The organism is Hymenobacter sp. YIM 151500-1, assembly GCF_025979885.1.
Classification (GTDB): domain Bacteria; phylum Bacteroidota; class Bacteroidia; order Cytophagales; family Hymenobacteraceae; genus Hymenobacter.
This window is the reverse complement of the sequence record NZ_CP110139.1, coordinates 2,396,551-2,423,209: the sequence shown is the minus strand read 5'-3', so window position 1 is coordinate 2,423,209 and position 26,659 is coordinate 2,396,551. Positions and strand designations below refer to the sequence as shown.

21 protein-coding genes are annotated in these 26,659 nt (G+C 51.9%); 15 read left to right on the top strand and 6 right to left on the bottom strand.

What is annotated here, in order from left to right; genetic code table 11:
- The first annotated feature begins 2 nt into the window (after positions 1 to 2).
- Positions 3 to 416 carry a hypothetical protein gene (locus OIS53_RS10125; RefSeq protein ID WP_264678453.1) on the top strand — a complete coding sequence of 138 codons (414 nt, stop codon included), beginning with the start codon at positions 3 to 5 and terminating at the stop codon, positions 414 to 416.
- A 356-nt stretch (positions 417 to 772) separates the two neighbouring features.
- Here the strand turns inward: OIS53_RS10125 and OIS53_RS10120 are convergent, their stop codons facing one another.
- The 3 genes from OIS53_RS10120 to OIS53_RS10110 all read right to left on the bottom strand — a co-directional run bounded on the left by OIS53_RS10120 (position 773) and on the right by OIS53_RS10110 (position 5,558).
- The gene (locus OIS53_RS10120) at positions 773 to 2,068 is read right to left on the bottom strand and encodes an acyltransferase family protein (RefSeq protein ID WP_264678452.1); all 1,296 of its coding nucleotides are present in this window, start codon (positions 2,066 to 2,068) and stop codon (positions 773 to 775) included.
- A 303-nt stretch (positions 2,069 to 2,371) separates the two neighbouring features.
- Positions 2,372 to 3,649, bottom strand: a complete 1,278-nt coding sequence (locus tag OIS53_RS10115) for a glycosyltransferase family 4 protein (RefSeq protein WP_264678451.1) — start codon at positions 3,647 to 3,649, stop codon at positions 2,372 to 2,374.
- Between the two features lie 139 nt (positions 3,650 to 3,788).
- Positions 3,789 to 5,558 (bottom strand): ABC transporter ATP-binding protein, encoded by a 1,770-nt coding sequence (locus OIS53_RS10110; protein WP_264678450.1) that lies wholly within the window; start codon positions 5,556 to 5,558, stop codon positions 3,789 to 3,791.
- A gap of 776 nt (positions 5,559 to 6,334) precedes the next feature.
- Here OIS53_RS10110 and OIS53_RS10105 point away from each other — a divergent pair.
- From OIS53_RS10105 to OIS53_RS10080, 6 genes are all read left to right on the top strand, one after another.
- Positions 6,335 to 7,327 carry an NAD-dependent epimerase/dehydratase family protein gene (locus OIS53_RS10105; RefSeq protein ID WP_264678449.1) on the top strand — a complete coding sequence of 331 codons (993 nt, stop codon included), beginning with the start codon at positions 6,335 to 6,337 and terminating at the stop codon, positions 7,325 to 7,327.
- Entirely contained in the window at positions 7,327 to 8,514 is a 1,188-nt protein-coding gene (locus tag OIS53_RS10100) for a glycosyltransferase family 4 protein (protein WP_264678448.1), read from the top strand. The genes OIS53_RS10105 and OIS53_RS10100 overlap by 1 nt, the downstream gene beginning before the upstream one ends.
- A gap of 32 nt (positions 8,515 to 8,546) precedes the next feature.
- A complete protein-coding gene (locus OIS53_RS10095; RefSeq protein WP_264678447.1) occupies positions 8,547 to 9,794 on the top strand; it encodes a glycosyltransferase family 4 protein in 1,248 nt (415 codons plus the stop codon).
- A 104-nt stretch (positions 9,795 to 9,898) separates the two neighbouring features.
- A complete protein-coding gene (locus OIS53_RS10090; RefSeq protein ID WP_264678446.1) occupies positions 9,899 to 10,696 on the top strand; it encodes a glycosyltransferase family 25 protein in 798 nt (265 codons plus the stop codon).
- A 32-nt stretch (positions 10,697 to 10,728) separates the two neighbouring features.
- Positions 10,729 to 11,979, top strand: a complete 1,251-nt coding sequence (locus OIS53_RS10085) for a glycosyltransferase (RefSeq protein ID WP_264678445.1) — start codon at positions 10,729 to 10,731, stop codon at positions 11,977 to 11,979.
- Positions 11,976 to 13,115, top strand: coding sequence for a glycosyltransferase family 4 protein (locus OIS53_RS10080; RefSeq protein WP_264678444.1), 1,140 nt, complete (start codon positions 11,976 to 11,978; stop codon positions 13,113 to 13,115). Before OIS53_RS10085 ends, OIS53_RS10080 begins: the two co-directional genes overlap by 4 nt.
- 9 nt (positions 13,116 to 13,124) lie before the next feature.
- On the opposite strand, the gene rffA is transcribed toward OIS53_RS10080, so the two are convergent.
- Positions 13,125 to 14,288: a dTDP-4-amino-4,6-dideoxygalactose transaminase gene (gene rffA / locus OIS53_RS10075; RefSeq protein ID WP_264678443.1), complete on the bottom strand. Its 1,164-nt coding sequence runs from the start codon at positions 14,286 to 14,288 to the stop codon at positions 13,125 to 13,127.
- Between the two features lie 254 nt (positions 14,289 to 14,542).
- Here rffA and OIS53_RS10070 point away from each other — a divergent pair, with 254 nt between their 5' ends.
- A complete protein-coding gene (locus tag OIS53_RS10070; protein WP_264682286.1) occupies positions 14,543 to 15,610 on the top strand; it encodes a glycosyltransferase in 1,068 nt (355 codons plus the stop codon).
- Here OIS53_RS10070 and OIS53_RS10065 read toward each other — a convergent pair.
- Together OIS53_RS10065 and OIS53_RS10060 are read right to left on the bottom strand one after the other, a co-directional pair.
- On the bottom strand, positions 15,562 to 16,923 hold the full coding sequence (locus OIS53_RS10065) for a hypothetical protein (RefSeq protein ID WP_264682284.1): 1,362 nt from the start codon (positions 16,921 to 16,923) through the stop codon (positions 15,562 to 15,564). The two genes, OIS53_RS10070 and OIS53_RS10065, sit on opposite strands and share 49 nt — an antisense overlap.
- Positions 16,924 to 16,938: 15 nt before the next feature.
- Positions 16,939 to 18,198 carry a tol-pal system protein YbgF gene (locus OIS53_RS10060; RefSeq protein WP_264682283.1) on the bottom strand — a complete coding sequence of 420 codons (1,260 nt, stop codon included), beginning with the start codon at positions 18,196 to 18,198 and terminating at the stop codon, positions 16,939 to 16,941.
- A gap of 112 nt (positions 18,199 to 18,310) precedes the next feature.
- On the opposite strand from OIS53_RS10060, the gene OIS53_RS10055 reads away from it, so the two are divergent.
- The 7 genes from OIS53_RS10055 to dnaJ all read left to right on the top strand — a co-directional run bounded on the left by OIS53_RS10055 (position 18,311) and on the right by dnaJ (position 26,329).
- Positions 18,311 to 19,225: a M20/M25/M40 family metallo-hydrolase gene (locus OIS53_RS10055; protein WP_264682281.1), complete on the top strand. Its 915-nt coding sequence runs from the start codon at positions 18,311 to 18,313 to the stop codon at positions 19,223 to 19,225.
- A gap of 186 nt (positions 19,226 to 19,411) precedes the next feature.
- Positions 19,412 to 21,652 (top strand): sodium-translocating pyrophosphatase, encoded by a 2,241-nt coding sequence (locus OIS53_RS10050; protein WP_264682280.1) that lies wholly within the window; start codon positions 19,412 to 19,414, stop codon positions 21,650 to 21,652.
- Between the two features lie 235 nt (positions 21,653 to 21,887).
- Positions 21,888 to 22,427, top strand: coding sequence for a hypoxanthine phosphoribosyltransferase (hpt, locus tag OIS53_RS10045; protein WP_264682279.1), 540 nt, complete (start codon positions 21,888 to 21,890; stop codon positions 22,425 to 22,427).
- 113 nt (positions 22,428 to 22,540) lie between these two features.
- On the top strand, positions 22,541 to 23,164 hold the full coding sequence (locus tag OIS53_RS10040) for an adenylate kinase (RefSeq protein ID WP_264682277.1): 624 nt from the start codon (positions 22,541 to 22,543) through the stop codon (positions 23,162 to 23,164).
- A 137-nt stretch (positions 23,165 to 23,301) separates the two neighbouring features.
- Entirely contained in the window at positions 23,302 to 24,297 is a 996-nt protein-coding gene (obgE, locus tag OIS53_RS10035) for a GTPase ObgE (RefSeq protein WP_264682276.1), read from the top strand.
- Positions 24,298 to 24,480: 183 nt separating this feature from the next.
- On the top strand, positions 24,481 to 25,065 hold the full coding sequence (locus OIS53_RS10030; RefSeq protein WP_264682275.1) for a nucleotide exchange factor GrpE: 585 nt from the start codon (positions 24,481 to 24,483) through the stop codon (positions 25,063 to 25,065).
- Positions 25,066 to 25,189: 124 nt separating this feature from the next.
- On the top strand, positions 25,190 to 26,329 hold the full coding sequence (gene dnaJ / locus OIS53_RS10025; RefSeq protein WP_264682274.1) for a molecular chaperone DnaJ: 1,140 nt from the start codon (positions 25,190 to 25,192) through the stop codon (positions 26,327 to 26,329).
- Positions 26,330 to 26,659 lie beyond the last annotated feature (330 nt).

The window sequence follows — 26,659 nt, the reverse complement described above, 5'->3', positions numbered from 1 at the left end:
GTATGGCTTACTCAGTAAATGCACTAACCACCACGGCCGACTGCGACAAGCTGTTGGGAAAAGCGGAAGATGACTTGAGGGCATTGCGGCACCGCTCCGACAATCTCGACTACGCCCGTGACACGACCAGCGAAAGCGCCACAGAAGCTCAGGCTACCCTGGCAGGCCTCGACGCCGAAATTCAAGCCCTTACCACAGTAATTCCTACACTAGCCGAAGGCACCAAAGCGCGTAAAAACAGCGAATTGGACCTGCGCGAGGCCACGTACCGCCGCGCTAACTTGGCCGACCGACTGGATGCCCGCGGCCCGGTAGCTTTGCTCACCCGTGAGCGAAGCCTAGCTGAAACAGAAGCCCGGATTGCCGAAATCACTGCTTTTGTAACGGCGGTTACGGCGCGTAAGGCAGCATTATAAAACGAACGGCTAATGAAGTAACAGCCCGCTCCGACATACCGGAGCGGGCTGTTACTTTGTTGTGCGAGTAGAATTTTGCTACTGGTGTTAGTCAACGGAGAAAGTAAGACAGTAGCGTAAGCCTTCGGAAGGGATGCAATCAGGTTCTAGGGCCCCGAACCGTTTGGAAAAGTAACGTCAGGCCACACTCGTGTGCACCCGATAAAAAATTACATTAACTGATAGTCAATCGTTTCGGCTACGACTTAGACGGTCAAACTAGAACTAAAAATAATAAAGAAAGCTTCCTTCGAATTTTAGCTGCAACAGCTAGCCATTGAAAGAAGTCGCGTACGAACGCAGGAGATCGACGTAAGTTATAAATATTTTTTTATCCAAGGTTGGAATTGTTTTTCCAACCAGTACGCTACGCTCAAACTCATAAGCACATAGAATACAAACCGAGCAGCAAAGGTGTAACCGTTGCCACTAAACAAATGAATACGGTGAAAGGCGGATAGAATAGGAAAGTGAATCACGTACAGTCCATAAGAGATACCACCAAGTGGAATTAGCCGGACTATTATCCATTTACTTACTCGTTCAATAGCTTCCGTTCGTATGAAAAAAAGAAATGTGCTCAACAGATAAAAAATGGCAGGCATTATTGCTGTAACGGTGGAGCCTTCAGAATAGTGGCGTGCTATGTATACCAGCGTATAAGCTGGTAGAATCTGAAATAATAAGCTAATCCATTTCCAATTTTTGTGGTCATAGCCGATAAACTGCAAAATAATAAATGCGGCAAACGGCAAAGAAGCAAAGTCAACGTGGTAAATAAATGCTTCTGGCCAGTAGACAAGATCTATACCTAATGTTGAGTCGCTGGTAGCAAATTTGAGTAATCGGTTATAAATGATCTGCAAAACATTGAAACGTGCATCAATAGCTAAAAGGAAGAAAATCGTACTCAGCAGCAAGGTGTAGTTTACCGCGCGGGTATTTCGAAGCGAGCCAAAGCTCCAGCCCAAAGCCCAAAAGGAAAAGCCAATCAAGTACGAGTAAGTACTTCCTCCAATTCCTTTAGTTCCTAAATATAGTGCTACGAAGGAAAGCAGAGTTGTCACGATAGCCACCATGATAGGTTGAACGCGTAGCATGGATAACGGCACAAAAAGCAGATAAAAAAATATCTCATACTGCAAAGACCAAAGGGGGTTGTTCTCAGATATGAGAGGAGCCAGCACCATCTGACCAAATAAGAGGTGTGCAATAACAGTATACAATGAATACGCGAAACCTGCGACAATAAGGGCACCAGACAAGCTCAATACGTATATTGGATAGATGCGCGTAAAGCGTTTGCGTAGGTACGTACCAACTGTAGCCCAAGTAAGAGCTTTTTTGTGAGCTAGGCTAATTACATAGCCCGAAAGCACAAAGAAGATAAGTACCGAGAAGTGGCCAGGAGGATTAAATCCTGCTATGCCATTAGGTTTATAAGCTGGATCAAGCTGGAATTCATGAATAATGGCATGGTGCCACACCACCACCAGGGCCGCCACTGCCCGCAAGGCTTCAAGGTTGGGGTTAAACCTAGATCTAACCGTAGCTTTCTCGGATGGTAAGCTGGTCTTGCCGTTCGATCGAGGCAATAGCTTAATGAGCTGCAAAGCTGGATTGAATTAATAATGGAACCAAGTTAATTGCTAGGTTTCGAGCTAATGCAGATTAACATCTAAAATTATACAAGGCTAAGCGAAGGCATGCTTAAAACTCAAATTCGGTCAGTTGCTAAGTCACGTGCGCAAGGCGGGTTGTGCCATTTGATGTTATAGCTTGTCAGCGTAAGTCAAAAGAGGCTACAGATACATCATACACATGCCAGTGAAAGTCCAACGACCCGAGCAACAACTTACTAGCTTTTTTATCAGTTTCTTCGCACTTTTCTACTACACTCGCTTTGTTTGATGCACTTAAAAGGTTTCTAAAACACTTTTATCATGTTGATGAGTTGTCATTGAATGCGCTATAGCTTGCTTATAAACTTTTAGGTGAAGGTCAACGCAGGTTTGCATAGAGAACTTTTGAAATGCTTTGAGCGCTAAAGAACTATGACTGGCAAGAGTATTACTGCTAGTAATATAAGATTGCATGTAATGCGCTAATTCATTGACATCAATTCTATACTTTTCATCTACGAAACCGTCAATGTTTTTTGGTACGTTAATTACATAGCCCGCATATTCACCCTCTGTTTCAATCATGTTGGCGCACTCGGCTACATCAGAAACAATCATTGGCTTGCTCTGAGCTAAAAACTCCATAATAACAGTAGGTAGGCTCTCACCAAAAGTGGAAGGTAATAAGCCGACATTAGTAATAGCAATCCATTCGTTGAGCTCAATCTGAAACCCAACAAAATGAATATTGGAGTGCTGACTGTATTCTGCTTTAAGCTCCTGAACGTAAGGACTATCACCAATAAGAATAAGATGTGCGCCGGTAGAGGAAATCTTTTTGAAGGCCTCTAATACAACAGGCCATCCTTTAGCTGGAACACCTCTGGCAGCAAATCCAAATACGATATCAGAATCTTGAATACCCAGTGAGCTTCGCGTAATGGTATGACGAACAGCGTGTTGAGTGAAACCATTATATATTCTCTCTGTGATGATATGATCAGACAAGTATTTATTAATTATCGGTTCTTTCAAAAATGCTATATTTCTGTCAGTCGAATAGATAATACTATCTAGCCCATCCAAGCATTTATTTAATTTTTCAACGTAGTTTGGAATGATCCAGCCGGTATTGTGTATATAATTATATAGAAAACCTTCATGTGTTCCGTGCATTGAAGCAACTCGTGCGAATTTGGCTCCGGTGTGTTTTACAGTTGCAGCAAGGTAATCACTAACGAACATATGCGCATGTACTACCTCAATATCGTGTTCTTGTATGAATTTTTTAAGGTGCGAAGTGACTAAAAATTCACGCATCTTGAAGTCTACATCCAAACGCCGTGAAAGAGAATCAGCTTTTTCAACCCACCAGTCAAATCTCGTATGTAAGCTAATTACTGGAACATTGGGAGCATTATGCTGGAGCATTTTGCTGTCTATATGTTTCGAATTATGAACAGAGTATAGCCAAACATTATTCCCATTTGCTAGCAACGCCTCAGCTAGGCGAGCTGAAAAAATTTCAGCTCCTCCTACAGTAAAGGTGTCATTCAATATAAGTATGTTCATGAGAAAACTTGCTTGCAGTGAGAGTGTAGAAGTTTGCTATTTGTCAAATAAATTATAATATAGCACTTGTATTATACCAACTTATGACACTTGAAAATAATATCTACTAATAAAAATACTTGAACAATAAATGCAGAGCCTAATGAAGATCTGCTATAATATCAGCATACTGGTGTTCTGCAATTATCTCTCCTTCTTTTAGCTCGTAAATTCGGTCGCAATAACGTAAAGTGGTCAATCGGTGTGCTATGATAAATAAAGTAATAGCTGTATGGGATAGTCTGTTGATAGATTCATTCACTTCATGCTCGGTTTCATTATCAAGAGCAGAGGTTGCTTCATCCAGAATCATTATCTCAGTCTTCTTATAAAGTGCACGCGCGATACCAATGCGTTGACGTTGGCCACCTGATAGTCTAGAGCCACGTTCACCAATACGAGTGTTCACTCCTTCTGGTAGCGAGTTCACAAAGTGGGACAATGAGGCTTGCTCGATTGCATATTTTAGCCTTTCCTCGTCTGGATTGTCATCGTGCAAAGTAATGTTATCTTGTATAGAAGCTTCCATCAGGAAAGTATCTTGCTTGACGTAGCCAATAAGCTGATACCAAGCCAAAAGATTTGCACCACTGAGCGGTATGCCGTCCACAAGAATATTGCCAGACTCTTCTGGATAGAATCGGAGCAACACATTCATCAGAGTAGTCTTTCCAGAACCAGAAGTTCCAATAAAACCTATTTTTTCACCTTTCTTTACTTGAAATGAAATATTATTAATTACTGGTGTGTCCGATGAAGGAAAGGAAAAGCTGATGTTTTTGAAGGTGATATCTTGGGTAAACAGCAAGGGCTGCTTGTTTGCGGATAAAAGCTGAGGAAATGTTTCTTTGCGATAACGCTCCAGTTCTTTCCGTACAATCTCACTTTGCTTTAGCGCGACTAAAGAACTAATGATCCTGTTTACGGAAGGCATTAATCTATAAGCTGCCGCCGCAAATGCGCCAATGATTGTAATTACGTTTGCTGGATTTTCGGTAAAAAATAATGAATAAATAAAGATAGTAGAAATAGCAAATATAGCTACCATCTCGATTACCTTAAGGGGTATTAATGAGTATAAATAAGACCGACCCTCTAGTTTTTGAAATTCTTCTTGATTTATATTAAGTCGTTCCTTGAATTTGTGTTTTTTGTTGGCTAAGGTGAGTTCAGTAAAGCCAGCAAACATATCACTTAAAATAGCGTAAGGAACGGGTCGTAGCTTATCTAATCTTGCGCCAACATATTGTGAACGTTGGCGCAGAAGGCGGTATGTTAATAGAGTGCTAGGCACTAATACCAACACCAATAGGAGAAACAAAAATGGCTGATAAAATAATATTGCTACTATAATAATAGCAACAATAAAGATTTCTGATAACAACACGAATAATTGACGAATCACAATAGTGACAAACTGCTGGGGAATATTGAGTATATGATGAGTAAAAATAGAAGAGCCTACGTTAATAAAATCCCAGTAAGGCAAACTGGTAAATTTCTTGAATTGATCTTCTATAATTTGCAAAGCCACCTTTGTTGAAAAAGATACTTGCTTGTAATTTACCCAAGTTGTAAAAATATTCTTCGCTACAAAAAACAGTAATATTAATAATATAGCAAATAGAAGGAATGTTTTTTCGTTCTCAAAACCTGCAAGATTGTATATCCATGCGGTATACTTGTTTTGATTGATAGTTCCTGGACGTGAAGCTGCCATGATAATTGGCACCAAAGACGCTAAGCCAAACACCTCCAACAATGAGGAGATTAGTAGAAGCACTAACATCAATATAAACTGACGCTTGTCACCAGGAGTCAGATAATAATATACACTCGCTAGCGACTCACCAACAACTCCCTGTTTCATGTGCACACAATGCTTTTGTTGCTCATGCCTAAGCAAGAGGGCATAGGCATGAGGGCCGCAAAGATACACAGGATGTGAAGCAATCTTATCGTATCTTATCGGTTGTATAGATCAGGGTGCTGAGAACTTTGTATTTTGCAATCTATTATCAGGGCGTTTATAGTGTAATGGGTAGATCAAAGTGTTTGCTTCTCATTACGGCAACAGCGCTGTACCTTGCCAAGCCGATGGTATAAGTATAATAACGGGTAGGGGCTCAAGGCAAGGTTGGGAGGTTGCGAGAAGGCTGGCTTCCGCTCGCCATGTGGCTAAGGGCTTCTAATCTGCTTGAAACACTTGGACAAAGTATGCAGACGTGGCTGTAGATGTAATATTACTGCCGGCGCTTGTGCCAGCAACAAGTTACGGACGCGCAGCCTCGCTACGGGTGGATGTTACAGCGGTTGCTAAGATGTAGCTTGCCAGCGGCCCTCCAGCCCAGTGACCATGGGGTGGTACCTAAACAGCTAGCATCAAGTTCGCTTCACACATTTTCGAGGTCTGCACTCGCCGCACACAAGCGCGTGCACAGCCGCAAACGGTAATTGCTGGTTGGCACGCAGAGGTCACTCTTGTCCTGGCGTGCCAAGTACAATAAGACGAGGATGGCTTTATTGTTGCTCGGGCGTCGCTCCATGAATTAGCTGCTGAAGAGTCAGCTACGTGAGAAAACCTGTAATTTTGCGTAATCAACTTTACTTCGGCAGGCCAATAGCTTGGTTTTCATCTTTTGCACCGTGTCTGACTTTCATTCATCCTCACCCTTAGTTCTTACTACTTGTGTCATTGGTGGAGCGGGCTTTATTGGACGGGCAGTAGTAGATGAGTTGTTAACTCAAGGGCGCCGGGTGTTAGTGGTAGGACGCGGCACGGATCCTGCAACTTTACCGGCTGGTGTCGATTACTTAGAAAATCCGCCTAACGATGGAGGAGCAGCCTTGCAGGCAGCACTAACCCGGGTTGATGAAGTGGTTGATCTAGCCTATGCCACTGTACCTCAAACAAGCTACCAAGACCCAGTTAATGACATTCTGGTAAACTTACCAGAAGCTGTACGCCTATTTGAAATGGCTTCGGCACTGCCCATTCGTAAGTTCGTATGGGTATCCTCCGGAGGTACTGTGTATGGTCGCACCACGGCTGCAAGCATTGATGAAAGCCATCCAACGCAGCCCTTGTCACCGTACGGAATTACAAAGCTGGCTATTGAAAAATACGCCCACATGTACTTTGAAAGCCGTGGTCTGCCCATTGTGTGCGTACGGCCTTCTAATGCTTTTGGGGAAAGCCAAAGACCTTATATTGGCCAGGGCTTTATAGCCACGGCTATTGCATCCGTGCTAGATGAAAGGGAACTGACGCTGTTTGGGGCGCAGGGCACTGTTCGGGACTATTTGCATGTGCGCGATGTGGCAAGCGGCATTGTTGCAGCTTTGGTGCACGGCCGACCGGGAGAGATATATAATATTGGCAGTGGGCAAGGACTATCAAACCGCCAAGTACTTGACGCCTTGGCACCACTAGCGACGGCTGCTGGGCACGAAGTGCGGGTGGTAGTGCAACCTAGCCGACCTTTTGATGTGCCCAGAAACGTGCTCGATTATACCAAGTTACATAACGATACCGGCTGGTATCCCAGCATGTCGTTCCCGGAAGCATTACAGCGTACTTGGGCGTGGTACTTATCTAAACATCAACACTCCGCTTTTTCTGCTCAAGCGAAAAGCTAATGACCAAACGTTCCCAATCCTTGCGTATAGGCTTTCTTACCAGCACGGATCCTTTAAACAGACGTTCCTGGTCGGGAGTGCATTACTCAATCTTCCGAGCAGCAGAACGGGTGCTTGGGTCGGTAGAAGCTTTGGGCCCGGTGCCGATGGTGTGGCCGTTACGTATTGGTGACAATCTGAATCGACGGCTTATCAAACCCCTTACTGGTAAACGGTATCATTATTCTTGGAGTGTAGTATTAGCCAAGTTATACGCTCGTACATTCAAGCGTAAACTGGCAAATAAGGCGTTCGACCTTTTGCTGGCACCTGCCTCGTTTACAGAAATAGCCTATCTTGATACTACTACTCCGGTTGTATACATCGAGGACTCAACCTTAAACCAGTTAATTGATTTTTATCCAGGCTTAATGGGGTTACTCGATGTTTCGAAGAAAGAGTTGAATTTTATAGAGAAAAAAGCTTTAATTAAAGCCTCGTTGATATGCTACTCGTCGGAATGGGCCGCTCACTCAGCGGTCAGTGACTACGGAGTTGATCCTAATAAAGTGGTAGTCATCCCCTTTGGCTCTAACTACCCGCATCCGCCAACCCGCGCAGAAGCAATTAATCACCCTACTCGCTCTAATGGCACGTGCCATTTGCTATTTGTGGGAGGAGAATGGGGACGTAAAGGAGGAGATATTGCTTACGATACTTTGGTTGCATTAACGGAGATGGGCGTTGATGCTCGTCTCACAGTAGTGGGGTGTAAACCGGCGGATGCGGCGCGATATACGCACCCGGGGTTTCGACTGCTGCCCTTTCTGAATATGTCAGTACCTGCTGAGGCTGCCCAACTCCACCAGCTTTTTAGTGAGGCTGACTTTTTTCTTTTACCATCCCGGGCGGAGTGTGCTGCTATTGCTTTTGCGGATGCAAATTCATTTGGAGTACCCGTCATCACCACGGATGTGGGCGGCATCAGCAGTTTTATTAAGCAGGGAACTAATGGCGTAATGCTCCCACTCACTAGTACCGGGCAGGATTTTGCTAACACAATCCGGCACCTGTTTCAACATCAGGAAACGTATACTCAAATGAGATGGAACGCTCGCCAGCAGTACGAAACTACCCTGAACTGGGATGAATGGGCAAAGCAACTGCGAGACGTATTAGTGATGCGTAATATCATTCCCGCGCTTTAAGCTTTGCTTGCCAAACTTTCTATTAGTCCCTGATGACTATTCTTGTTGCCGTTGAAGAGCTCCGAATCGGGGGAGCCCAAACATTTGCCTTGCGTTTAGCTCAAGCATTACATGAAGCCGGGCATCTGGTGTACCTGTACAATATGTACTGGCAGTACACGGAGCACGATCTAGTAAAGCGACTGGCGCCGGATGTAGAGTTAGTACAGTATCAGCCTTGCAACCGGAAGCTGGACAACTTCATAATGCGTGCTGATAGTTGGCTGCAGCGTCGGGGAAAACACTCAGAGTTACGAGCCAGAAGTTTGCGCAAGCACTTGCGGCGCGTAATTCAAGAAAAGCAAATCGAAGTAGTTAGCAGCAACACTTTTAAGGCTGACCATTTATGCGCCCAGGTGTTACTGCATTTCCCTCATATCCCGCTGATAATAACCATGCACGGTGACTATGAACAATTTCTGGTATCTTACCGTGAGGGCAAAAACCACGTTATTCCAGCGTATATAACTCAACTTACCGAGACGGTAAGCCGGCTTAACGGCGTCGCTTATCTATCGGATCAGAACTTGGAATCGTTGCGGCCGGAAGTGGTAGGCATTACCACTGATCATATACATGTACGGCGTATTTATAACGGGCTTGATGGCCGTTTTTCAAATGAAGCATTCCGGTTTACTCGCGCCGCTCTTAATATATCCGATGATGCTTTGGTATACGGGATGGTGGCCCGTGGGGTACCGGAAAAAGGCTGGGAACCCGTAATTCAGGCGTATCAACAGCTAAGAGCGGAGATACTTCGGCCAATGAACTTGGTGCTGGTAGGAGCAAGTTTTTTTCTGGATCAGTTACGGGAAAAATATAAAGCAGACGAAAGCTTGCGCTTTTTAGGCTTTGTGAACAACCCAGTGGATTGTGTGATGTCCTTCGACGTCGGTATTCTAGCTTCATCTTTGAGGGAGAGCCTGCCCAATTCCATTGCTGAATATCTATTCTGTGGCAAAGCGGTTATTTCAACGGATATAGGCGAAATCAGGCAGATGATTCGTACGAGCGACGGACAAGAGGCCGGATTATTAGTTGAATTTCCTGTCGAAGAACTAACCGATACACGGCAGCTGTATCAGGCCATGCGCTGCTATGCTACCGATAATGAACTCTTATCCCTGCATCAGCAACTGGCTCAGCAGGCGTTTGAGAAATTTGATATGAAGTATTGTGTGCAGGCTTACACAGCGCTGTATCAAAGTTGTCAGGGACGGTTAGCCAGAGAATTTGCATAAATATTTTCTTCTACCCAATTGACTGCTCACACTTGCACTCAGCAAACTTCTGAATTAAAAAGAGGCAAACAAACTGGATTACTTTCCTTTTACTAATTTTTTCAATGAAAGTTTTTGTCATCAGCTTAGAAAGAGCTACTGAAAGAAGAGAGTATATTAAATCTCATTTTTCAGCGTTGAATGTTGATTATGAAATAATAGATGCAGTTGACTATAAACAGTTAACTGATCATGAATTTGCTACATTAGCAAGTAGCGAGGCAATGGCTAAAAATCCCTATCTGACAAAGGGAATGGTAGCTTGTGCATTGTCACATGTTAAAATTTTTAAAAAGATAGTTAATGATAATATAGAGAAAGCCTTAGTTGTGGAGGACGATGTTTCTTTGCCCAAAAATATTGACACCATACTTCGTGAAATCGAGAGTGTAGTTGCTGATGATGAAGTGATAACACTTTCCTATTATAGTCATTCCGGAGATGTAACGGAGCTGAGTAACAAAGGTGCTATAAGTTTAGCATCTGGAAACAAGCTTTTTTACCCGGTTGATATAGAATGCATTGCCTCAACTATGGCCTATATCATAACACGAAGTGTAGCAGAAAAGATGGCTGATATATTAATGCCTATTAGCGTTCAGCCTGATTATTGGGGCGTATATTATGAAAAAGGGGCTTTTAAATCGTTTAAATGCTTATATCCAATTCAGGCAAAGCCAGCTGCGTTTCGTAGTACATTAGATTATGCGTCAGCCTCTAGCTTAAAAAGCAGACTAGCTTCATTCGTCAGGAATTATAAAGTTCCTTTTCTGTATTCATACTTGGAGAAAAGGAGTCAGAATTTGATAGATCAAAAACATGCAATCAATATGATAGAAAAAAAACCGTTTCATATTAAATAAAATATGTAATTTAGCTCTTAACTAAAGATTAGATGAAATTGCAATCAACAAATTTGCTATTACTCATTCCTAATCTTGGCTTTGGCGGGGCTCAGCGGGTATTTCACGACCATAGCGTAGAGCTGGCCAAGCACTATGCTGTGACGGAAGCCGTCTTCAATACAGAGGGTGGCAACATGTACCCCAGCGGCAACAAGATGGTGAGCCTAGAAGTAGGGGGTGGGGGCAGTGCAACCGAGAAGATCCGCAATTTCGGCCGGCGCATTGGGCGGCTGCGGGCCCTGAAACGACGCTTGCACACTGATGTGTGCATAAGCCATCTGGAAGGTGCCGACTATGTGAACCTGCTTAGCAAGGGCCCAGAGAAAGTAGTACTCTGCATTCACGGATCTAAGCTGCACGATGGCAATATTATGGGATTGGTAGGCTGGCTGCGAAAAAAAATTCTCATGCCTGGCCTATACAACCGCGCCGATAAAATCGTGACTGTAAGTCGCGACATTAATCCTGAGTTGATCAATGGCTTTGGAGTAAAGCCGGAGAAACTAGTCACTATTAATAATTTCTTTGAGGTAACTCAGATTGAGCAAAAGTCGCAAGAGCCACTCTCTACGGAAGAGCAAGCCGTATACGACGCAGCGCCGGTGCTAGTAACCTCCGGCCGGCTTACCATCCAAAAGAACCAAGCCCCGCTGCTAGATGCTTTTGCTACTCTTATTCAACGCAGGTCGGCAAAGCTGGTGTTTGTAGGCGACGGAGAGCTACGGAATGACCTGACCCGCCACGCGCGTCAGTTAGGTTTGCGGGTATATGAAGCTTGGAGCCAGGATGCGCTAACGCCAGAATGTGACGTCTACTTCCTCGGACTGAAGCAGAACCCATTTAAGTACATCCGGCCAGCATCATTGTTTGTGTTTCCCTCAGCCTGGGAGGGTTTCCCAATGGCATTGGGGGAAGCTATGATCTGCGGGGTGCCGGCTGTAACAACCGATTGCCCTACTGGACCTCGGGAAATACTTGCGCCCAATACAGACACACCTCGTGTCAGCATTCGGGCTGCTGAAAAAGCTGAATTTGGAGTGCTAATGCCTATGCTTAACCAGCCAGCCAGCTTAGCCGCCGACCTACGTGTGTGGACAGATACCTTGTGCCAATTGCTAAACGATGTTACAGAACGAGAACGGCTAGGGCGTTTAGCTAGCCAGCGGATGCAAGACTTTACTCGCGAAAAAATTTTTCGCCAGTGGGTAACGATGCTCGATGACGTACTTGCCCGTTCATGATAGGTATCTCCCGTAAACCCGTTATACTTATTACCGACAATTCCACAGCAGTAACGGGAGCTTTGGTAGCCATCCGCAATGCTACAGATCGGCTGCGCCCCCACTACGAGTTTGTATACGTGTTGCCCAATGGCAGCCAAGGCCGACCCACACTGGAAAAAGCCGGCTATAAAGTACATGAACTGCCGTTCGTAGAAATTAGCCGGCGACCCAGCAGCTTGCTACTCTACGTGCCTAGGCTGGTGCTGAACGGCTGGCGACTGGCGCGGCTGGCGCGGCGCGAAAGAGCAGCCGCACTGCACATGAATGATTTCTATAACCTTACGGGGGTTATAGCGCGGTTTCTGACGGGGCTGCCTCTAATTACACACGTGCGCTTTCTGCCGCACACGCAGCTGCAGCCCCTGGCGCGGACGTGGCGCTGGGTAGCGGAGCACTTGGCGCAGCGGGTGGTGTGCGTATCACGGGCAGTGCATACATATTTCCGGCCGCTGCCCAAAGTGCAGGTCATTTACGACCCGATACCAGGGCAGGAAAAATATCCGCCCGCCGAGCTGGTGCAACGAGAAGATGGTACAGTCAGGATGCTGTACCTTGGAAATTATATTCCCGGCAAAGGGCAAAACTTTGCCGTGCAAGCATTCCAACGAGCTTATGCTCAGCTACCCGGCCTGCGCCTGCATTTTGCGGGTGGGGATATGGGCCTGGAGAAAAACCGAGCATTTCGGCAGCAACTGGAGGCCGACGTGGCAGCGGCCGGCCTGCAGGAAGTAGTGACGTTCGGCGGATTTGTGCAGGATGTGGAAGCGGCTATCAAACAGGCCGACATCGTGCTCAATTTTTCGGAGTCGGAATCATTCTCATTGACCTGCCTCGACGCTCTGTATTTTGGTACGCCTTTAATAGCTACAGATTGCGGGGGGCCGGCAGAACTCTTTGAATCCGGGAAGTCGGGCCTGTTGGTGCCCAACCGCGACGTGCCCGCCATGGCTGCCGCGATGGTGACGCTGGGTACCGACGCTGAGCTTCGGCGTCGCTTTGCTGCGGCAGGGCGAGAATTTGTGCGCCATAAATTCCGGCCCGAGGCTACGTATGCAAAGCTCGGGCAAGTATATGCCGAACTGCTGGCGCGCTAGGGAAGCTGACTAGCGAGTGGTATAAAACTCGTTGATAGCATCGATTACGCGTTGCTGCTGATCAGGCTGGAGGTCCTGAAACAGCGGGAGGCGCACCAGCGTCTGGCCAAACCGCTCCGCGTGAGGAAGCGGCTCTGCATTGCCGTGCCGGGATACATAATATGGGCTACGGTGCAGCGGGAGATAGTGAAAGACGGCCAGAATATGCCGGTGGCGCAGGTAGGCAAGCAGTTCGTCCCGTTCGGCTTCGTGGCGACATAGCATCCCAAACAGGTGCCAGTTTGGTGCCGAATCCGTCTGGGTAGGTAGCACACGAACCTGCCCAGCCGTGACAAGTGGTGCCAGCGCGGTGGCGTACGTTTGCCACAGTTGCTGCCGGCGCTGCTGGATCAGGTCGATAGCCTCCAATTGTGCCCAGAGATACGCCGCGTTTAGCTCAGACGGTAGAAAAGAAGAGCCTACATCTACCCATTCGTACCGGGCTGCCTCCCCGCGAAAGAAGGCGGCCCGGTTGGTGCCTTTTTCCCACAAGATTTCGGCCCGGGCAGCCAAAGTAGGGTCGTTGATGGCTAATAACCCGCCTTCGCCGGCGCTTACGTTTTTTGTTTCGTGAAACGAGAAAGCAGCCAGGTGGCCCAGCGTGCCAAGGGCCTGCCCCCGGTAGCGGGCTTCAATTGCCTGCGCGGCATCCTCAACTACCCACAAGTGGTGCTGCCGCGCCAAAGCAAGCAACTCCGTAAAGTTGTCGGCAGCCTGCCCGCCGTAGTGCACGGGTACAATGGCGCGAGTACGGGAGGTGATGCGCGCTGCCACCTGCGCTACGTCCAGGTTGGGATGCTCCGGGCCGCTGTCAACGAATACAATTCGGGCGCCTCGCAGCACAAAGGCATTGGCCGTAGACGTGAAGGTGTAGCTAGGGACAATTACCTCGTCGCCGGGCTTGATATCCAAGAGTAAAGCAGCCATTTCCAAGGCATCGGTGCCGCTGGTTGTCAGCAAGGCTTTGTGAATGCCGTAGCGCTGTTCAAAAAACTGCTGGCAGCGCTGCGTGAATTCGCCGTTGCCGGAAAGCTTGCCCGCCGCCACAGCTTGGCGGATGTACTCTAGTTCAGGCCCTACCAAGTGGGGCTTATTGAAAGGAATGAAGTCAGGCGGTAGGGGAGAAGGAAGCATCAGATCAGATAGAGGAGTGCCTGGCGGCGGCCCGTGGCTGTGCACCGCATGGGCCGGCGGCAACGAACTGCCCAGGCTGGATTGCCCGGAAAAAACCGGCCCAGAACAACGGGAGTCTATGACCAAAGATAACAGGGCCGGGCCGCCGCACCGAAGCGAATGCCTGACGGGCTCGTACCTTTGCCACGGCAAGCCCGGCAGCGGTTGAAATAACCTTACTTCCTCAGTGGGCTAGCGTAAGCAGTTTGTATAGTATGCGTATTCTTTTTGTTGTACCGTACCCCATCGGCAAGGCGCCTTCGCAACGGTTCCGATTCGAGCAGTATCTGGATTTTCTCACCCAAGAAGGCCATTCCTGGCGAATGGCTCCTTTCATATCCAACCAAACCTGGGCTATTTTGTACAAGCCCGGTCATACCCTAGCCAAGGCCGCCGGGATACTGGCCGGATTTGCCCGACGGGTCGTATTGCTATTCAGCGTGCCGCAATACGACTACGTCTTTGTTCACCGGGAAGCATCACCAATTGGCCCTCCGGTATTTGAATGGGTAATCAGCCGGCTGCTGAGTAAGCGGGTTATTTACGACTTCGACGACGCCATCTGGATTCCGAACACTTCGGAGGCCAACAAGCTAGTGGCGGGCGTGAAGTGGCACCATAAAGTGCAGAGCATTTGCCGCTGGGCCTACAAGGTGAGCTGCGGCAACGCCTACCTGCGCGACTACGCCCGGCAGTTCAACCCTAACGCCATCATCAACCCAACCACCATCGACACGGTTCACCTGCACAATCAGGTGAAAGACCAAAGTGAGCCTGGGCGGCTGGTGATTGGGTGGACGGGGACTCACTCGACCTTGAAATATCTGCACCAGGTAGTGCCAGTGCTGGCCAGACTGGAGCAGGAATTCGACTTCGAGTTTCGGGTAATTTCCAACCAGCCGCCGGAGCTGCCGCTTCGCTCTTTGGTGTACGTGCCCTGGCGCAAGGAAACCGAAATAGCCGATCTGCTGGCCTTTCACGTGGGGCTGATGCCGCTGGAAGACGACCCTTGGGCCAAGGGCAAATGCGCTTTCAAAGCCTTGCAGTACATGGCCCTGGGTATTCCGGCTTTGGTGTCGCCGGTGGGAATGAACACCGAAGTGGTGCAGGAAGGAGTGAACGGCAACGTGTGCGCCACTGCTGCCGAGTGGGAGAACAGCCTGCGCCGACTTTTGCAAAACCCTGGTTTACGCCAGGAGATGGGACGCCACGCCCGCCAAACCATTGAGCAGCGCTACTCGGTTACGGCTAACCGGCGAAACTTTTTGGAATTATTCAGTTGAAGTGGCTGTGCTTTCTTCTTAGGAGCCGCCATCGACTGCATGATATATAAAGCCGATAGATAGAAAGGCATCAAGGGAATTTTATAGCGTACTAGGGTGCCAAAGTTTCCGCTATTGGTTCCAACCCCAATTGCAAAAATAATGGAGAAAACAAAGCTGAACGTAAGGATAGGTTTGGCGGCTATTAATCTAAAACTTTTAATTAAACCGGTTTTATAAAAAAGACTAACCGTAAGCCAGATAAACAAGGTAGCTTCCAGTGCTGATAGTAACATAACCGGGTTGCGCGCTTCAAATAAAAACGGGCGGAACAAAGAAATAAAAACAGCTTGCGGTGCTACACGCACGATGGAACCAATAGAGCCGTCCAGCTGCCCAATGTCGTAGGCTGAGCCGCTGCTCACGTATTTGCTGAGATAATCCTTGGTGATTTTGCTACGCTCCCCGATTTTCTCCACGTCATACCGCTCGTCGCCGGCTGTCAGGTTGGTGGCGCCCAGGTAGCCGATGCCTAATCCAAGCACCAGGAAGATAGGTTTGGAAACAGCGCGGATGGCAGCCGATTTTATTCGCTGGTTATTTTCATTGAAAACCCAGAGCAAGGCCGGGGGCAGAAAGGAAAGCAGAATATAAACCTTAACTGAAACCAGCACAAAAGCCCCGGCACCCAGTAGGGCAGCAGCCGTAAGCAGGTTTTTCTTTTCAATAAAAAGGTGATAAAAACCATAGAATGCCCAGCCCAGTGCTCCCATGCAAAGAGAGTCTTTCATAAGCCCAGAGCCCCAGAAAAAAACGGAGGGCAAAAAGAAAATAGCGAAGGCTAATTTTTTATAAGCCAGCGGATAAATTCGTAAAAATGTAATATACATAGCCCAAACGCCCCAAAAGCTGATAAGGGCGAAACCAAGACCGATAACAGAATACGTATTAAATGAAAGCAAGGCAAACACAGCTCCTACTTGCGCAATAAAATACTCGGTAGGCGAGTCGTACCAATACATCTGGGCCGTGTAGCGGAGTATGGTAGAATCAGGAGGCCGCTGCGGAAATAATAGCTTCAGGCCTGCTGCGAAAGAATCACCGAAAGCACCGTAGATAACCTTAATGTGATTGTAATAATTAAACGTGTCGCCACCTCCGTAATAAAATTGATAAATCAGCCCTAAGGAAATGGCCCCCAGAAACTTGACCGACAACGCAGGAATAAAATATTTTCGGGTTAAGGCATTGGTAAAGCGGCGCCGTACGGCGAAAGCCAACCCATAGAACAAAGCCAGATATAACGGGGTGAGGAAGAGGTCCTTGAGGTCCATGAAGAAAGCAATTCGCTACTGGCGGTTTTTCTTCAAATACGCTTTCGCCTCCTGGTATTGTTCCGATTTGCGGTCCGATTTGTCGCGCACGACGCCGTAGTACCGAACCGCAGTTTTGGCGTCCTTGTCTTTGTCGGCGAGGCGGGCCAGAGCCAGGTTGGCATACAGGTAAAAGCCTCCGCTCACATCCCCGGTGCTTTCGGCAAAGACGATGCAACGCTGGTAGTAATCTCTGGCTTTAGAGATATTCTTATACTTGTTCTGCATCAGCCAGCCCATAAAGTAAGTGGCATAACGCCCACTAATGGCCTCGTAGCCCGGCAACCCCTGATTTAATTTGTCGAGGATGTCTCGGCTGACCCGCTCGCACTCCTTGTACTCGCCCTGGTTGAAGCACGCCAAGGCGTAAAACCGCTGACAATACGCATTGTCGGGGTAGGTAGTGGCCATGTAGCGGGCAACGGGCAAGGCCAAGTCGGGCTTGTCTTCCTCGTTCATGAGGATCCTCATGAGGAATACCCGCGCTTCGGGCGCTACATAAAAGCCGTTGTCGGCCACGTTGCGCAGCTGTTGTAGGCCCAGCTGCTTGTTGCCCTTGGGGAAGAACAGCAGCACTGGTTTCAGAAGCGGATAATTGTCCGGAATCCAGACGGCGTAGTAGTTGAAAATGGCCTGTCCAAACAGGAATTCCGGACTCAGCCCGTTGGCTTCCTTGCTTTTCTCCAGATAGTCTAAGGAGCGTTTGGCACTGACCGTGGCTTTGCGCCAGTCGCGGCGGTCGGCGTGCAGGCGGCCATCGAAGCCATAGGCGGCGGCCAGGAAGAAGCAGGCCTCGTAGTTGCGGTTATCGGCCTCGTACAGCTTTTCGCCTTTGGTAATGGCCGTGTCCATATAGGCGAAAAACAGCTTGTCGTACTGCTTGGTCTGTTGGTTGGTGGGCACGATTTTCCACCACGTGCTCAGGCCCATCAGAAAGTAGGGCATGGGGTGGTGGGGGTAGCGGCGGCGCAACGACCGGAACTGACGCTCGGCCTTGTCGTACTTGAAATTATACAGGTTGAAAACTGCTCCTTCCAGTTCCGTTTGAATGTCTTTGTCGAGCAGCAGCCAGCCCTTGGTATCTACGGCGGCCGGGGCCACGTCTACGTTTTCCAGCTGCACCTGCCGGAGCGTGTCGGGCGCAGGAACTGACGGAGGGGCCGAGCCGGATTGTTGCGCCTGCGCCAGGGAGGGGAGGAGGGCCAGCAACAGGACAAAACGGAGTCGGGAAAGCATAGTCACGTTGGATGGTAACCGGAGGCTGATAGAAAGCTGCAAAACAGACAAGCCCAACGGAAAAGCTAAAGTAGGGCTTTTCTCCTAGATTTGGACGAATAACATACCTCTCATGCAGCTTTTACGGTCTTTGTGTCAGATTGCCGCGCCTTCTGGTAATGAAGCTCCCTTGACGGATTTTGTTCTGCGCTACGTTCAGCAGCACCAGGCTACCTGGCAGGTACAGCCCACAATAGTGGCGGGTGAAGAATTGCAGGATTGTATTATTCTAGTATTTGGCACACCACGCACGGCCGTGTTTGCCCACCTCGACAGTATCGGCTTCACGGTGCGCTACGGCCGCCAGCTGGTGCGCATTGGCGGGCCCGATGTAGCAACCGGCTACCCGCTGGTAGGGCACGACACCCAAGGGCCCATCGAGTGCACGCTGGAAGTAGACAAAAATACCGGCGCTTTGCGCTACAGGTACCACCGCGAAATTGAGCGGGGCACGGAGCTGACTTTTCGCTGTGACTTCCGCGAAACCGCCACCACCGTGCAGAGCTGCACGCTCGACAACCGGCTTGGCGTCTGGAACGCCTTGCGGCTCTGCGAAACACTGCAAGACGGAATAGTAGCCTTCAGCTGCTGGGAAGAACACGGTGGCGGCTCGGTGGCCTACCTGGCCAAGCACATCTACGAAACCTACGACGTACGCCAGGCGCTGATATCTGACATTACGTGGGTGACGGAAGGCGTGCACGCTGGCCAAGGCTGCGTAATTTCCCTACGCGACTCGCTTATCCCGCGCCGCAGCTACGTGGAGCGCATTCGGCACATTGCCCGGCAGGCCGGCATTCCGCACCAGCTGGAAGTAGAAAGCGGCGGCGGCTCCGACGCCAAAGAACTGCAGCACGGCGCCCAGCCCTGGGACTGGTGCTTCGTGGGCGCCCCCGAGGACAACGTGCACACGCCCCACGAAATCGTGGACAAGCGGGACATTGCGAGTATGCTGGCGCTCTACCAGGCGCTGATGCGGGAGCTGTAGTTTCAGATAGACTTGAGACAGAGAGAGGTGAGAAGTAAGACTTTCGTTCTGATGATGCTAGAATGAAAGTCTCACTTCTCACCTCTCTCTGTCTCAAGTCTAGACCAAGGTCTATATATTTCCTGTATTTTACCCGCCCATTCGTTCTTTTCGCAACCTTAACACCACTCTCTTTTCCCACCGTTTATGATGAATTTTCTTTACGTAGTGCCGGCACTGGGTGTGCTGGCGTTGCTGTACACGTGGCTCCGTTCGGGCTGGGTAAGCCGCCAAGACGCCGGTGATGAGCGGATGCGCACCATTGCCGGCTACATTGCCGACGGCGCCATTGCCTTTTTGAAAGCGGAGTACCGCGTGCTGGCCTTGTTTGGGCTGGTGGCCAGCGTCTTCCTGTTCTACTTGGGCAGCACCGGCGAAAAGTCGAGCCCCGTTATCGTTATTGCCTTCATCATCGGGGCGGTGTTTTCGGCGCTGGCCGGCTACATCGGGATGAAGATTGCCACCAAGGCCAACGTGCGTACAGCCCAGGCGGCCCGCACTTCCCTGAGCCGGGCCCTGAACGTGTCGTTTTCCGGGGGCTCGGTGATGGGCATGGGCGTGGCCGGGCTGGCGGTGCTGGGCTTGGGCTCGTTGTTTATTGTCTTCTACCAGCTATTTGTCGTGAGCAAGGGCGGCGGGGCCAATGGCATTGAGATGGAAACGGCCCTGGAGGTACTGACTGGCTTCTCGCTCGGGGCTGAAAGCATTGCCCTGTTTGCCCGCGTGGGTGGCGGCATCTACACCAAAGCCGCCGACGTGGGAGCCGACCTCGTGGGCAAGGTGGAAGCCGGCATCCCCGAAGACGACCCCCGCAACCCCGCCACCATCGCCGACAACGTGGGCGACAACGTGGGCGACGTGGCCGGCATGGGCGCCGACCTATTCGGGTCCTACGTGGCTACTATTCTGGCTACCATGGTGCTGGGCCGCGAAGTAGTGGCCGTCGGCGACCAGTTTCAGGGCCTCTCGCCGATTCTGCTGCCCATGGTTATTGCCGGGGCCGGCATTGTGGCTTCGCTGATAGGCATTCTGATGGTACGCGTCAAGGAAGGCGGCAACGTGCAGGGCGCCCTGAACCTGGGCAACTACGTATCGGTGGGCGTGTCGGCAGTGGCTTCCTACTTCCTCATTCAATGGATGCTGCCGGCCGGCGACCTGGTAATCAACCGGCCCGGTGCCGCGCCGTTTACCGCCACCGACGTGTTCTGGGCCGTGCTCGTGGGCTTGGTTGTGGGCACGCTGATGAGCATTATCACCGAATACTACACGGCCATGGGCAAGCGGCCCGTGCTGAGCATCGTGCGCCAAAGCTCCACGGGGCACGCCACCACCGTTATTGGGGGCTTGGCCGTGGGCATGGAAAGCACCGTGCTACCCATCCTTGTGCTGGCGGCGGGCATTGTGCTAAGCTTTGAGGCGGCCGGGCTCTACGGCGTAGCCATTGCCGCAGCCGGGATGATGGCCACCACCGCTATGCAGCTGGCCATCGACGCCTTCGGGCCCATTGCCGACAATGCCGGCGGCATTGCCGAAATGAGCGAGCTGCCCAAGGAAGTGCGCGAGCGGACCGATATTCTGGACGCCGTGGGCAACACCACCGCCGCCACGGGCAAAGGCTTCGCCATTGCCTCGGCGGCTCTCACGTCGCTGGCCTTGTTTGCGGCCTTCATGGGCACGTCCAACATCGACCGGATCGACATCAGCAATGCCCGCGTGCTGGCAGGGCTGTTCGTGGGCGCCATGATTCCGTTTATCTTCTCGGCCCTGGCCATTTCGGCGGTGGGGCGCGCGGCCATGGCCATGGTGCAGGAAGTGCGCCGGCAGTTCCGCGAGATTCCCGGCATCATGGAGGGCACCGGCCGGCCCGAGTACGAGAAGTGCGTAGCCATCAGCACCCAGGCCGCCATCCGCGAAATGCTGTTGCCCGGCGCCATTGCCCTCATCGTGCCCGTCATCGTGGGCTTCACCATGGGGCCCGAAGTGCTGGGCGGCACGCTGGCCGGCGTTACGGTGGCCGGGGTGCTCATGGCTATGTTCCAGAGCAACGCCGGTGGCGCCTGGGACAATGCCAAGAAGTCGTTTGAGAAGGGCGTAATGATTGACGGCACCATGCAGTACAAAGGCTCCGAGGCCCACAAGGCTTCCGTGACCGGCGACACGGTGGGCGACCCGTTCAAGGACACCTCCGGCCCCAGCATGAACATCCTTATCAAGCTGATGAGCATTGTGTCCCTGGTTATTGCGCCCCACATTGCGGCCCCCGAGCAGGGCGTAGCCCGGCCCGGCGAGTGGGAGCGGAAAACCCAGGAGCAGATTCGCCCCAAGGTGAAGTACGCCGACCTGACCAACCGCACTGCCGAATCGGTGCTGGTGCTGCTGGGCCGCTAGAAGCCGCTCGTTTATCGTTTGTGTTGTTCATTGGTTAGGCTGAGTCTAAGCCATAGCTCAGCTGATAAACCCGCTTCACCGGTCTTGCAGAAAGCCCTGAATAGCTAGCTTCGACGGGCAAACAATCCAAAAGCAACCCCGAAAAACGCCAGATCAAGCCGCCCTTCTGCACCCGAGGGGCGGCTTTTTCTGCTACCTTTGGCCGGCCTCCCTCCTCGGCCAAACCCTAGCACGGATGAATCCGGATCATATTTCGCTGCACAACAAGCAGTTTGCTTCTTACCTCCCGGCGGCTCAGCTGGCCGCCGCCGTGCGGGAGGTTGGCACCCGCCTCAACCACGACTACGCCGGCCAGACGCTGCTGTTTGTAGTGGTGCTCAACGGCTCCTTTATGTTTGCGGCCGACCTGCTGAAGCACATCAGTTTGCCCTGCGAGGTCTGCTTTATTCGGGTGGCTTCCTACCAGGGCACCAGCAGCACCGGCCAAGTGCAGGAGGTGCTGGGCCTGACCGAGGAGCTGGCCGGGCGCCACGTCGTCATCGTCGAAGATATTGTGGATACGGGCCATACCATGCACCAGCTCCTGGGCCAGCTCAGCCAGCACCAGCCGGCCTCGCTGGAGGTAGCCACGCTGTTTTTGAAGCCTGAATGCTTGCAGCACGAGCTGTCCATCCGCTACGTGGGCCTGCGTATCCCCAACGACTTCATCGTGGGCTACGGCCTCGACTACGACGGCCTGGGGCGCAACTATCCTGACGTGTACAAAGCGGTGTAGGGCACTAGCTAAAATTCGCCGGCGTGCCGGCGGGTCGCACTTTGTTGGTCTTGATTCCGTATCTTTCTTTCCTCCCCGTTTTCCCCCTTCCTCCGCGTAACACCCCGCTACTCATGCTGAATCTCGTGCTCTTCGGCCCGCCCGGCGCCGGCAAAGGAACGCAAAGCCAGAAGCTGATTGCCCGCTACAACCTGGTGCACCTCTCCACCGGCGACCTGCTGCGCGCCCAGATTGCCCAGGGCACCGAACTAGGCCTGCGGGCCAAAAAGCTCATGGACGAAGGCCTGCTAGTGCCCGACGAAGTGGTAATCGGCATGATTGATTCGGCCCTGAACGCCAACAAACAAGCCGCCGGGTTCATCTTCGACGGCTTCCCGCGCACCGTGCCCCAGGCTCAAAGCCTCGACCAGCTGCTGGCCCAGCACGATACTAAGGTATCGTGCATGGTGGCGCTGGAAGTAGACGAGGAGGAGCTGGTTAAGCGCCTGCTGGAGCGCGGCAAAACCTCGGGCCGCCCCGACGACCAGGACGAAACTAAAATCCGCAAGCGCGTGACGGTGTACAACACCGAAACCGCCCAGGTAGCCGGCTACTACGCCGAGCAGCGCAAGTTTCACGCCCTGAACGGCATCGGCGCCATCGAGGACATCTTCGGCCAGATTTGCGCCATCATCGACCAGCACCAGCCCGCCACCTCGGAAAGCAGCCGCCAGGCCACCGACGAAGTAAAAGCGTAACTTCGCAGCCGTAAACAGTATCGTCTGTCATCCTGAGCGCAGCGAAGGATCTGGAGGACAATAGCCCCGCTCTGGTGGCTGTTTTTCAGATCCTTCGCTGCGCTCAGGATGACAGTTCTTTTTCATCCAAGCGCAACATGGCCAGCAATAACTTCATCGACTACGTAAAGATTAACTGTCGTTCGGGCCGGGGTGGGGCGGGCTCCCACCACTTCTTCCGGGCCAAGGGCCTGCCCAACGGCGGCCCCGACGGCGGCGACGGCGGCCGCGGCGGCCACATCATTCTGGAAGGCAACTCCCAGCTCTGGACCCTGCTGCACCTGCAGTACCAGAAGCACCTGATTGCCAAGCCCGGCGAAAACGGGGGCGAAAACCTGCGCACCGGCGCCCAGGGCGAAGACGTTATTATTCAGGTGCCCCTGGGCACCGTGGCCCGCGACGCCGAAACCGGCGAAAAGAAAGTGGAAATCACCGAGCACGGCCAGCGCGTGATTCTGACGCCCGGTGGCCGTGGCGGCCTCGGCAACGACCATTTCAAGTCGGCCACCAACCAGGCGCCCCAGTATGCCCAGCCCGGCGAGCCGGGCATCGACGAGTGGGTGATTCTGGAGTTGAAGCTGCTGGCCGATGTGGGCTTGGTGGGTTTTCCCAACGCCGGCAAGAGCACCCTGCTCTCGGTGGTGTCGGCGGCCAAGCCTAAGATTGCCGACTACGCCTTCACCACGCTCACGCCCAACCTCGGCGTGGTGCCCTACCGCGACTACAAGTCCTTCGTGATGGCCGACATTCCCGGCATCATCGAGGGTGCGGCCGAAGGGCGGGGGCTGGGCCACCGCTTCCTGCGCCACATTGAGCGCAACTCCATCCTGCTGTTCATGATTGCCTGCGACTCGCCTGATATCGTGGCCGAGTACCAGGTGCTGCTGGGCGAGCTGGAACAGTTCAACCCGGAGCTGCTGGACAAGAAGCGCCTGCTGGCCATCACCAAAACGGATATGCTGGATGAGGAACTGGAAGCCGAAATCCGTCAAAGCCTGCCCGCCGATGTGCCCAGCATCTTCATTTCCAGCCTCACGAATAAGAATATCCAGCAGCTGAAAGATATGATTTGGCAGGCCTTACACAGTGAGTAGCGAGCAGGATACCACGGCTGTAACGCCGGAACACCGCACCGGCCACTGCGTCTGAACTAAAGCTCAAGTACCTACGGTTGTTGTGCCAAATTGACACGGCAAGGGGCTTTGGCAGGCTCCTTGTGCCTGCTCTGGCTGCCTATGGCTAACCGATTTAACCCATTTCGAAGATTCTTCGCAACCATGGCTAATAACACCTATCCCAACCCCGACGACGTTCAATTCAACCAGGATTCTGCCACCAACTTTGCAGCCGGTGAGCTGCCCGAGGAACCGAATGCTCCTGAACTAGGGGAGGCAGAGGGCTCGGAAGCCGTACCGGCGGGTGGCAAAGCTGAAACGGAGCTGGCTGATTTGAAAGACAAATACCTGCGCCTGGCCGCCGAGTTTGAAAACTACAAGCGCCGCACCACCAAGGAGCGCGCCGACCTGTTCAAAACCGCCAACCAGGAGCTGATGGTGGCCCTGCTACCCGTACTCGACGATTTCGACCGGGCCCGCCACCACACCAGAGACACTGCTGATGCTAATGCCGTGCGCGAAAGCATCGACATTATCTATAGCAAGCTGCAAAAAACGCTTAGCCAAAAGGGCCTGGCCCCCATGGAAACCAGGGGCGGCGCCTTCGACCCCGACCTGCACGAAGCCATTACCCAAATTCCGGCCCCGACAGATGAGCTGAAGGGCAAGGTTGTTGATGAGGTAGAAAAAGGCTACTACCTCGGCGACCGGGTAATCCGGCACGCCAAGGTGGTGCTGGGCCAGTAAGTATCATTGAATGGTTGTCATGCTGAGCTTACCCGAGCACTTGGCGTGGCACCGTTGAATTAGTATTCCAACGTCGGCACGCGAGGGGCTGCGCCCAGCATGACGGATTAGTACCCCCACAACAATGGCAACGAAGCGAGATTATTACGAGGTGCTGGGCGTCGCGAAAACGGCGTCGGGGGAGGAGATAAAGAAGGCCTACCGCAAGGTGGCCATCAAGTATCACCCCGATAAAAACCCGGACGACCCCACCGCCGAAGACAAATTCAAGGAAGCCGCTGAAGCGTACGAGGTGCTCAGCGACGAGCAGAAGCGGGCCCGCTACGACCGGTACGGCCACCAAGGCGTGGGCGGCAACGGCGCTGGCCCTAACATGGAGGATATCTTCAGCCAGTTCGGCGACATCTTCGGGGGCGGCGGCTTCGAGAGCTTCTTCGGGGGCGGCAATGGCCGCAGCCAGGGCCGGCGGGTGCGTAAGGGCTCCAACCTGCGCATCAAGCTTAAGCTCGACCTGGAGGAAGTCGCCAACGGGGTCGAGAAGAAAATCAAGGTGAAACGCTACGTGGCCTGCACCACTTGCACGGGCACGGGCGCCAAAAACGGCACCGACCTGCAAACCTGCGGCACCTGCAACGGCCAGGGCCAGGTGAAGCGCGTGGTAAACACCATGCTGGGCCAGATGGTGAGTGCCAGCACCTGCCCCACTTGCGAAGGCGAGGGCAAGGTCGTAACCAGCAAGTGCGATACCTGCCACGGCGAAGGCCGCCAGCTGCACGAAGAGGTTATTCCAATCAACATTCCGGCCGGGGTGGCCGAGGGGATGCAGCTGAGCATGAACGGCAAAGGCAACTACCCCGAGCGGGGCGGCGTGCCTGGCGACCTGCTTATTCAGATTGAGGAGGAGCCCCACGAGCTGCTCAAGCGCGACGGCAACAACATTATGTTCGAGCAGTACATTTCGTTCGTAGATGCCGCCCTGGGCGCCAGCATTGAGGTGCCGACCATCGAAGGCAAGGTGAAGATTAAGGTGGAGCCGGGCACCCAGCCGGGCAAAATCCTGCGTCTGCGTGGCAAAGGCATCAAGGACATCAACGGCTACGGCCGCGGCGACCAGCTGATTCACCTGAACGTGTGGACGCCCAAGAACGTGACCGGCGAAGAGCGGGAGTTGCTGGAGCGCCTGCGCGACTCGCGCAACTTCACGCCCAATCCCGGCAAAAACGAGAAAGGCTTCTTCGAGAAAGTGAAGGAGTATTTCCAGTAAGAACCACGGATTACTGCTGATTCCGTCGATTCTGCAAGAGCCCGTCTTCATTTTCGGAAGGCGGGCTTTTTGTTTGTATGGTACTGGCGCGAGTTTAGCGCAGCGTAACTCGTGCCCACTATGACGGGAGGCTGCGCCTCCCCCCGCCAGAACGACCGACGTCTGCTCCTGGTGGCCCGGTACCGGCTTGCCGCTGGCGCGGCAGTGGAGGCGCAGCCTCCACCTCATGCTCAGGCACGAGTTACGCTACGCTAAACTCGCGCCAGCAGGGGGCTAGTAGGTTCAGCTTTTTATCTGTTCAAAAAAATCTGCAGCGCTTCTGTAATGCCG

Coding starts and splice junctions, on each gene's coding strand:
- OIS53_RS10125 (WP_264678453.1), top strand. CDS start 3: ATGGCTTACTCAGTAAATGCACTAACCACCACGGCCGACTGCGACAAG.
- OIS53_RS10115 (WP_264678451.1), bottom strand. CDS start 3,649: ATGAACATACTTATATTGAATGACACCTTTACTGTAGGAGGAGCTGAA.
- OIS53_RS10110 (WP_264678450.1), bottom strand. CDS start 5,558: ATGAAACAGGGAGTTGTTGGTGAGTCGCTAGCGAGTGTATATTATTAT.
- OIS53_RS10100 (WP_264678448.1), top strand. CDS start 7,327: ATGACCAAACGTTCCCAATCCTTGCGTATAGGCTTTCTTACCAGCACG.
- OIS53_RS10095 (WP_264678447.1), top strand. CDS start 8,547: ATGACTATTCTTGTTGCCGTTGAAGAGCTCCGAATCGGGGGAGCCCAA.
- OIS53_RS10090 (WP_264678446.1), top strand. CDS start 9,899: ATGAAAGTTTTTGTCATCAGCTTAGAAAGAGCTACTGAAAGAAGAGAG.
- OIS53_RS10085 (WP_264678445.1), top strand. CDS start 10,729: ATGAAATTGCAATCAACAAATTTGCTATTACTCATTCCTAATCTTGGC.
- OIS53_RS10080 (WP_264678444.1), top strand. CDS start 11,976: ATGATAGGTATCTCCCGTAAACCCGTTATACTTATTACCGACAATTCC.
- rffA (WP_264678443.1), bottom strand. CDS start 14,288: ATGCTTCCTTCTCCCCTACCGCCTGACTTCATTCCTTTCAATAAGCCC.
- OIS53_RS10070 (WP_264682286.1), top strand. CDS start 14,543: ATGCGTATTCTTTTTGTTGTACCGTACCCCATCGGCAAGGCGCCTTCG.
- OIS53_RS10065 (WP_264682284.1), bottom strand. CDS start 16,923: ATGGACCTCAAGGACCTCTTCCTCACCCCGTTATATCTGGCTTTGTTC.
- OIS53_RS10060 (WP_264682283.1), bottom strand. CDS start 18,198: ATGCTTTCCCGACTCCGTTTTGTCCTGTTGCTGGCCCTCCTCCCCTCC.
- OIS53_RS10055 (WP_264682281.1), top strand. CDS start 18,311: ATGCAGCTTTTACGGTCTTTGTGTCAGATTGCCGCGCCTTCTGGTAAT.
- OIS53_RS10050 (WP_264682280.1), top strand. CDS start 19,412: ATGATGAATTTTCTTTACGTAGTGCCGGCACTGGGTGTGCTGGCGTTG.
- hpt (WP_264682279.1), top strand. CDS start 21,888: ATGAATCCGGATCATATTTCGCTGCACAACAAGCAGTTTGCTTCTTAC.
- OIS53_RS10040 (WP_264682277.1), top strand. CDS start 22,541: ATGCTGAATCTCGTGCTCTTCGGCCCGCCCGGCGCCGGCAAAGGAACG.
- obgE (WP_264682276.1), top strand. CDS start 23,302: ATGGCCAGCAATAACTTCATCGACTACGTAAAGATTAACTGTCGTTCG.
- OIS53_RS10030 (WP_264682275.1), top strand. CDS start 24,481: ATGGCTAATAACACCTATCCCAACCCCGACGACGTTCAATTCAACCAG.
- dnaJ (WP_264682274.1), top strand. CDS start 25,190: ATGGCAACGAAGCGAGATTATTACGAGGTGCTGGGCGTCGCGAAAACG.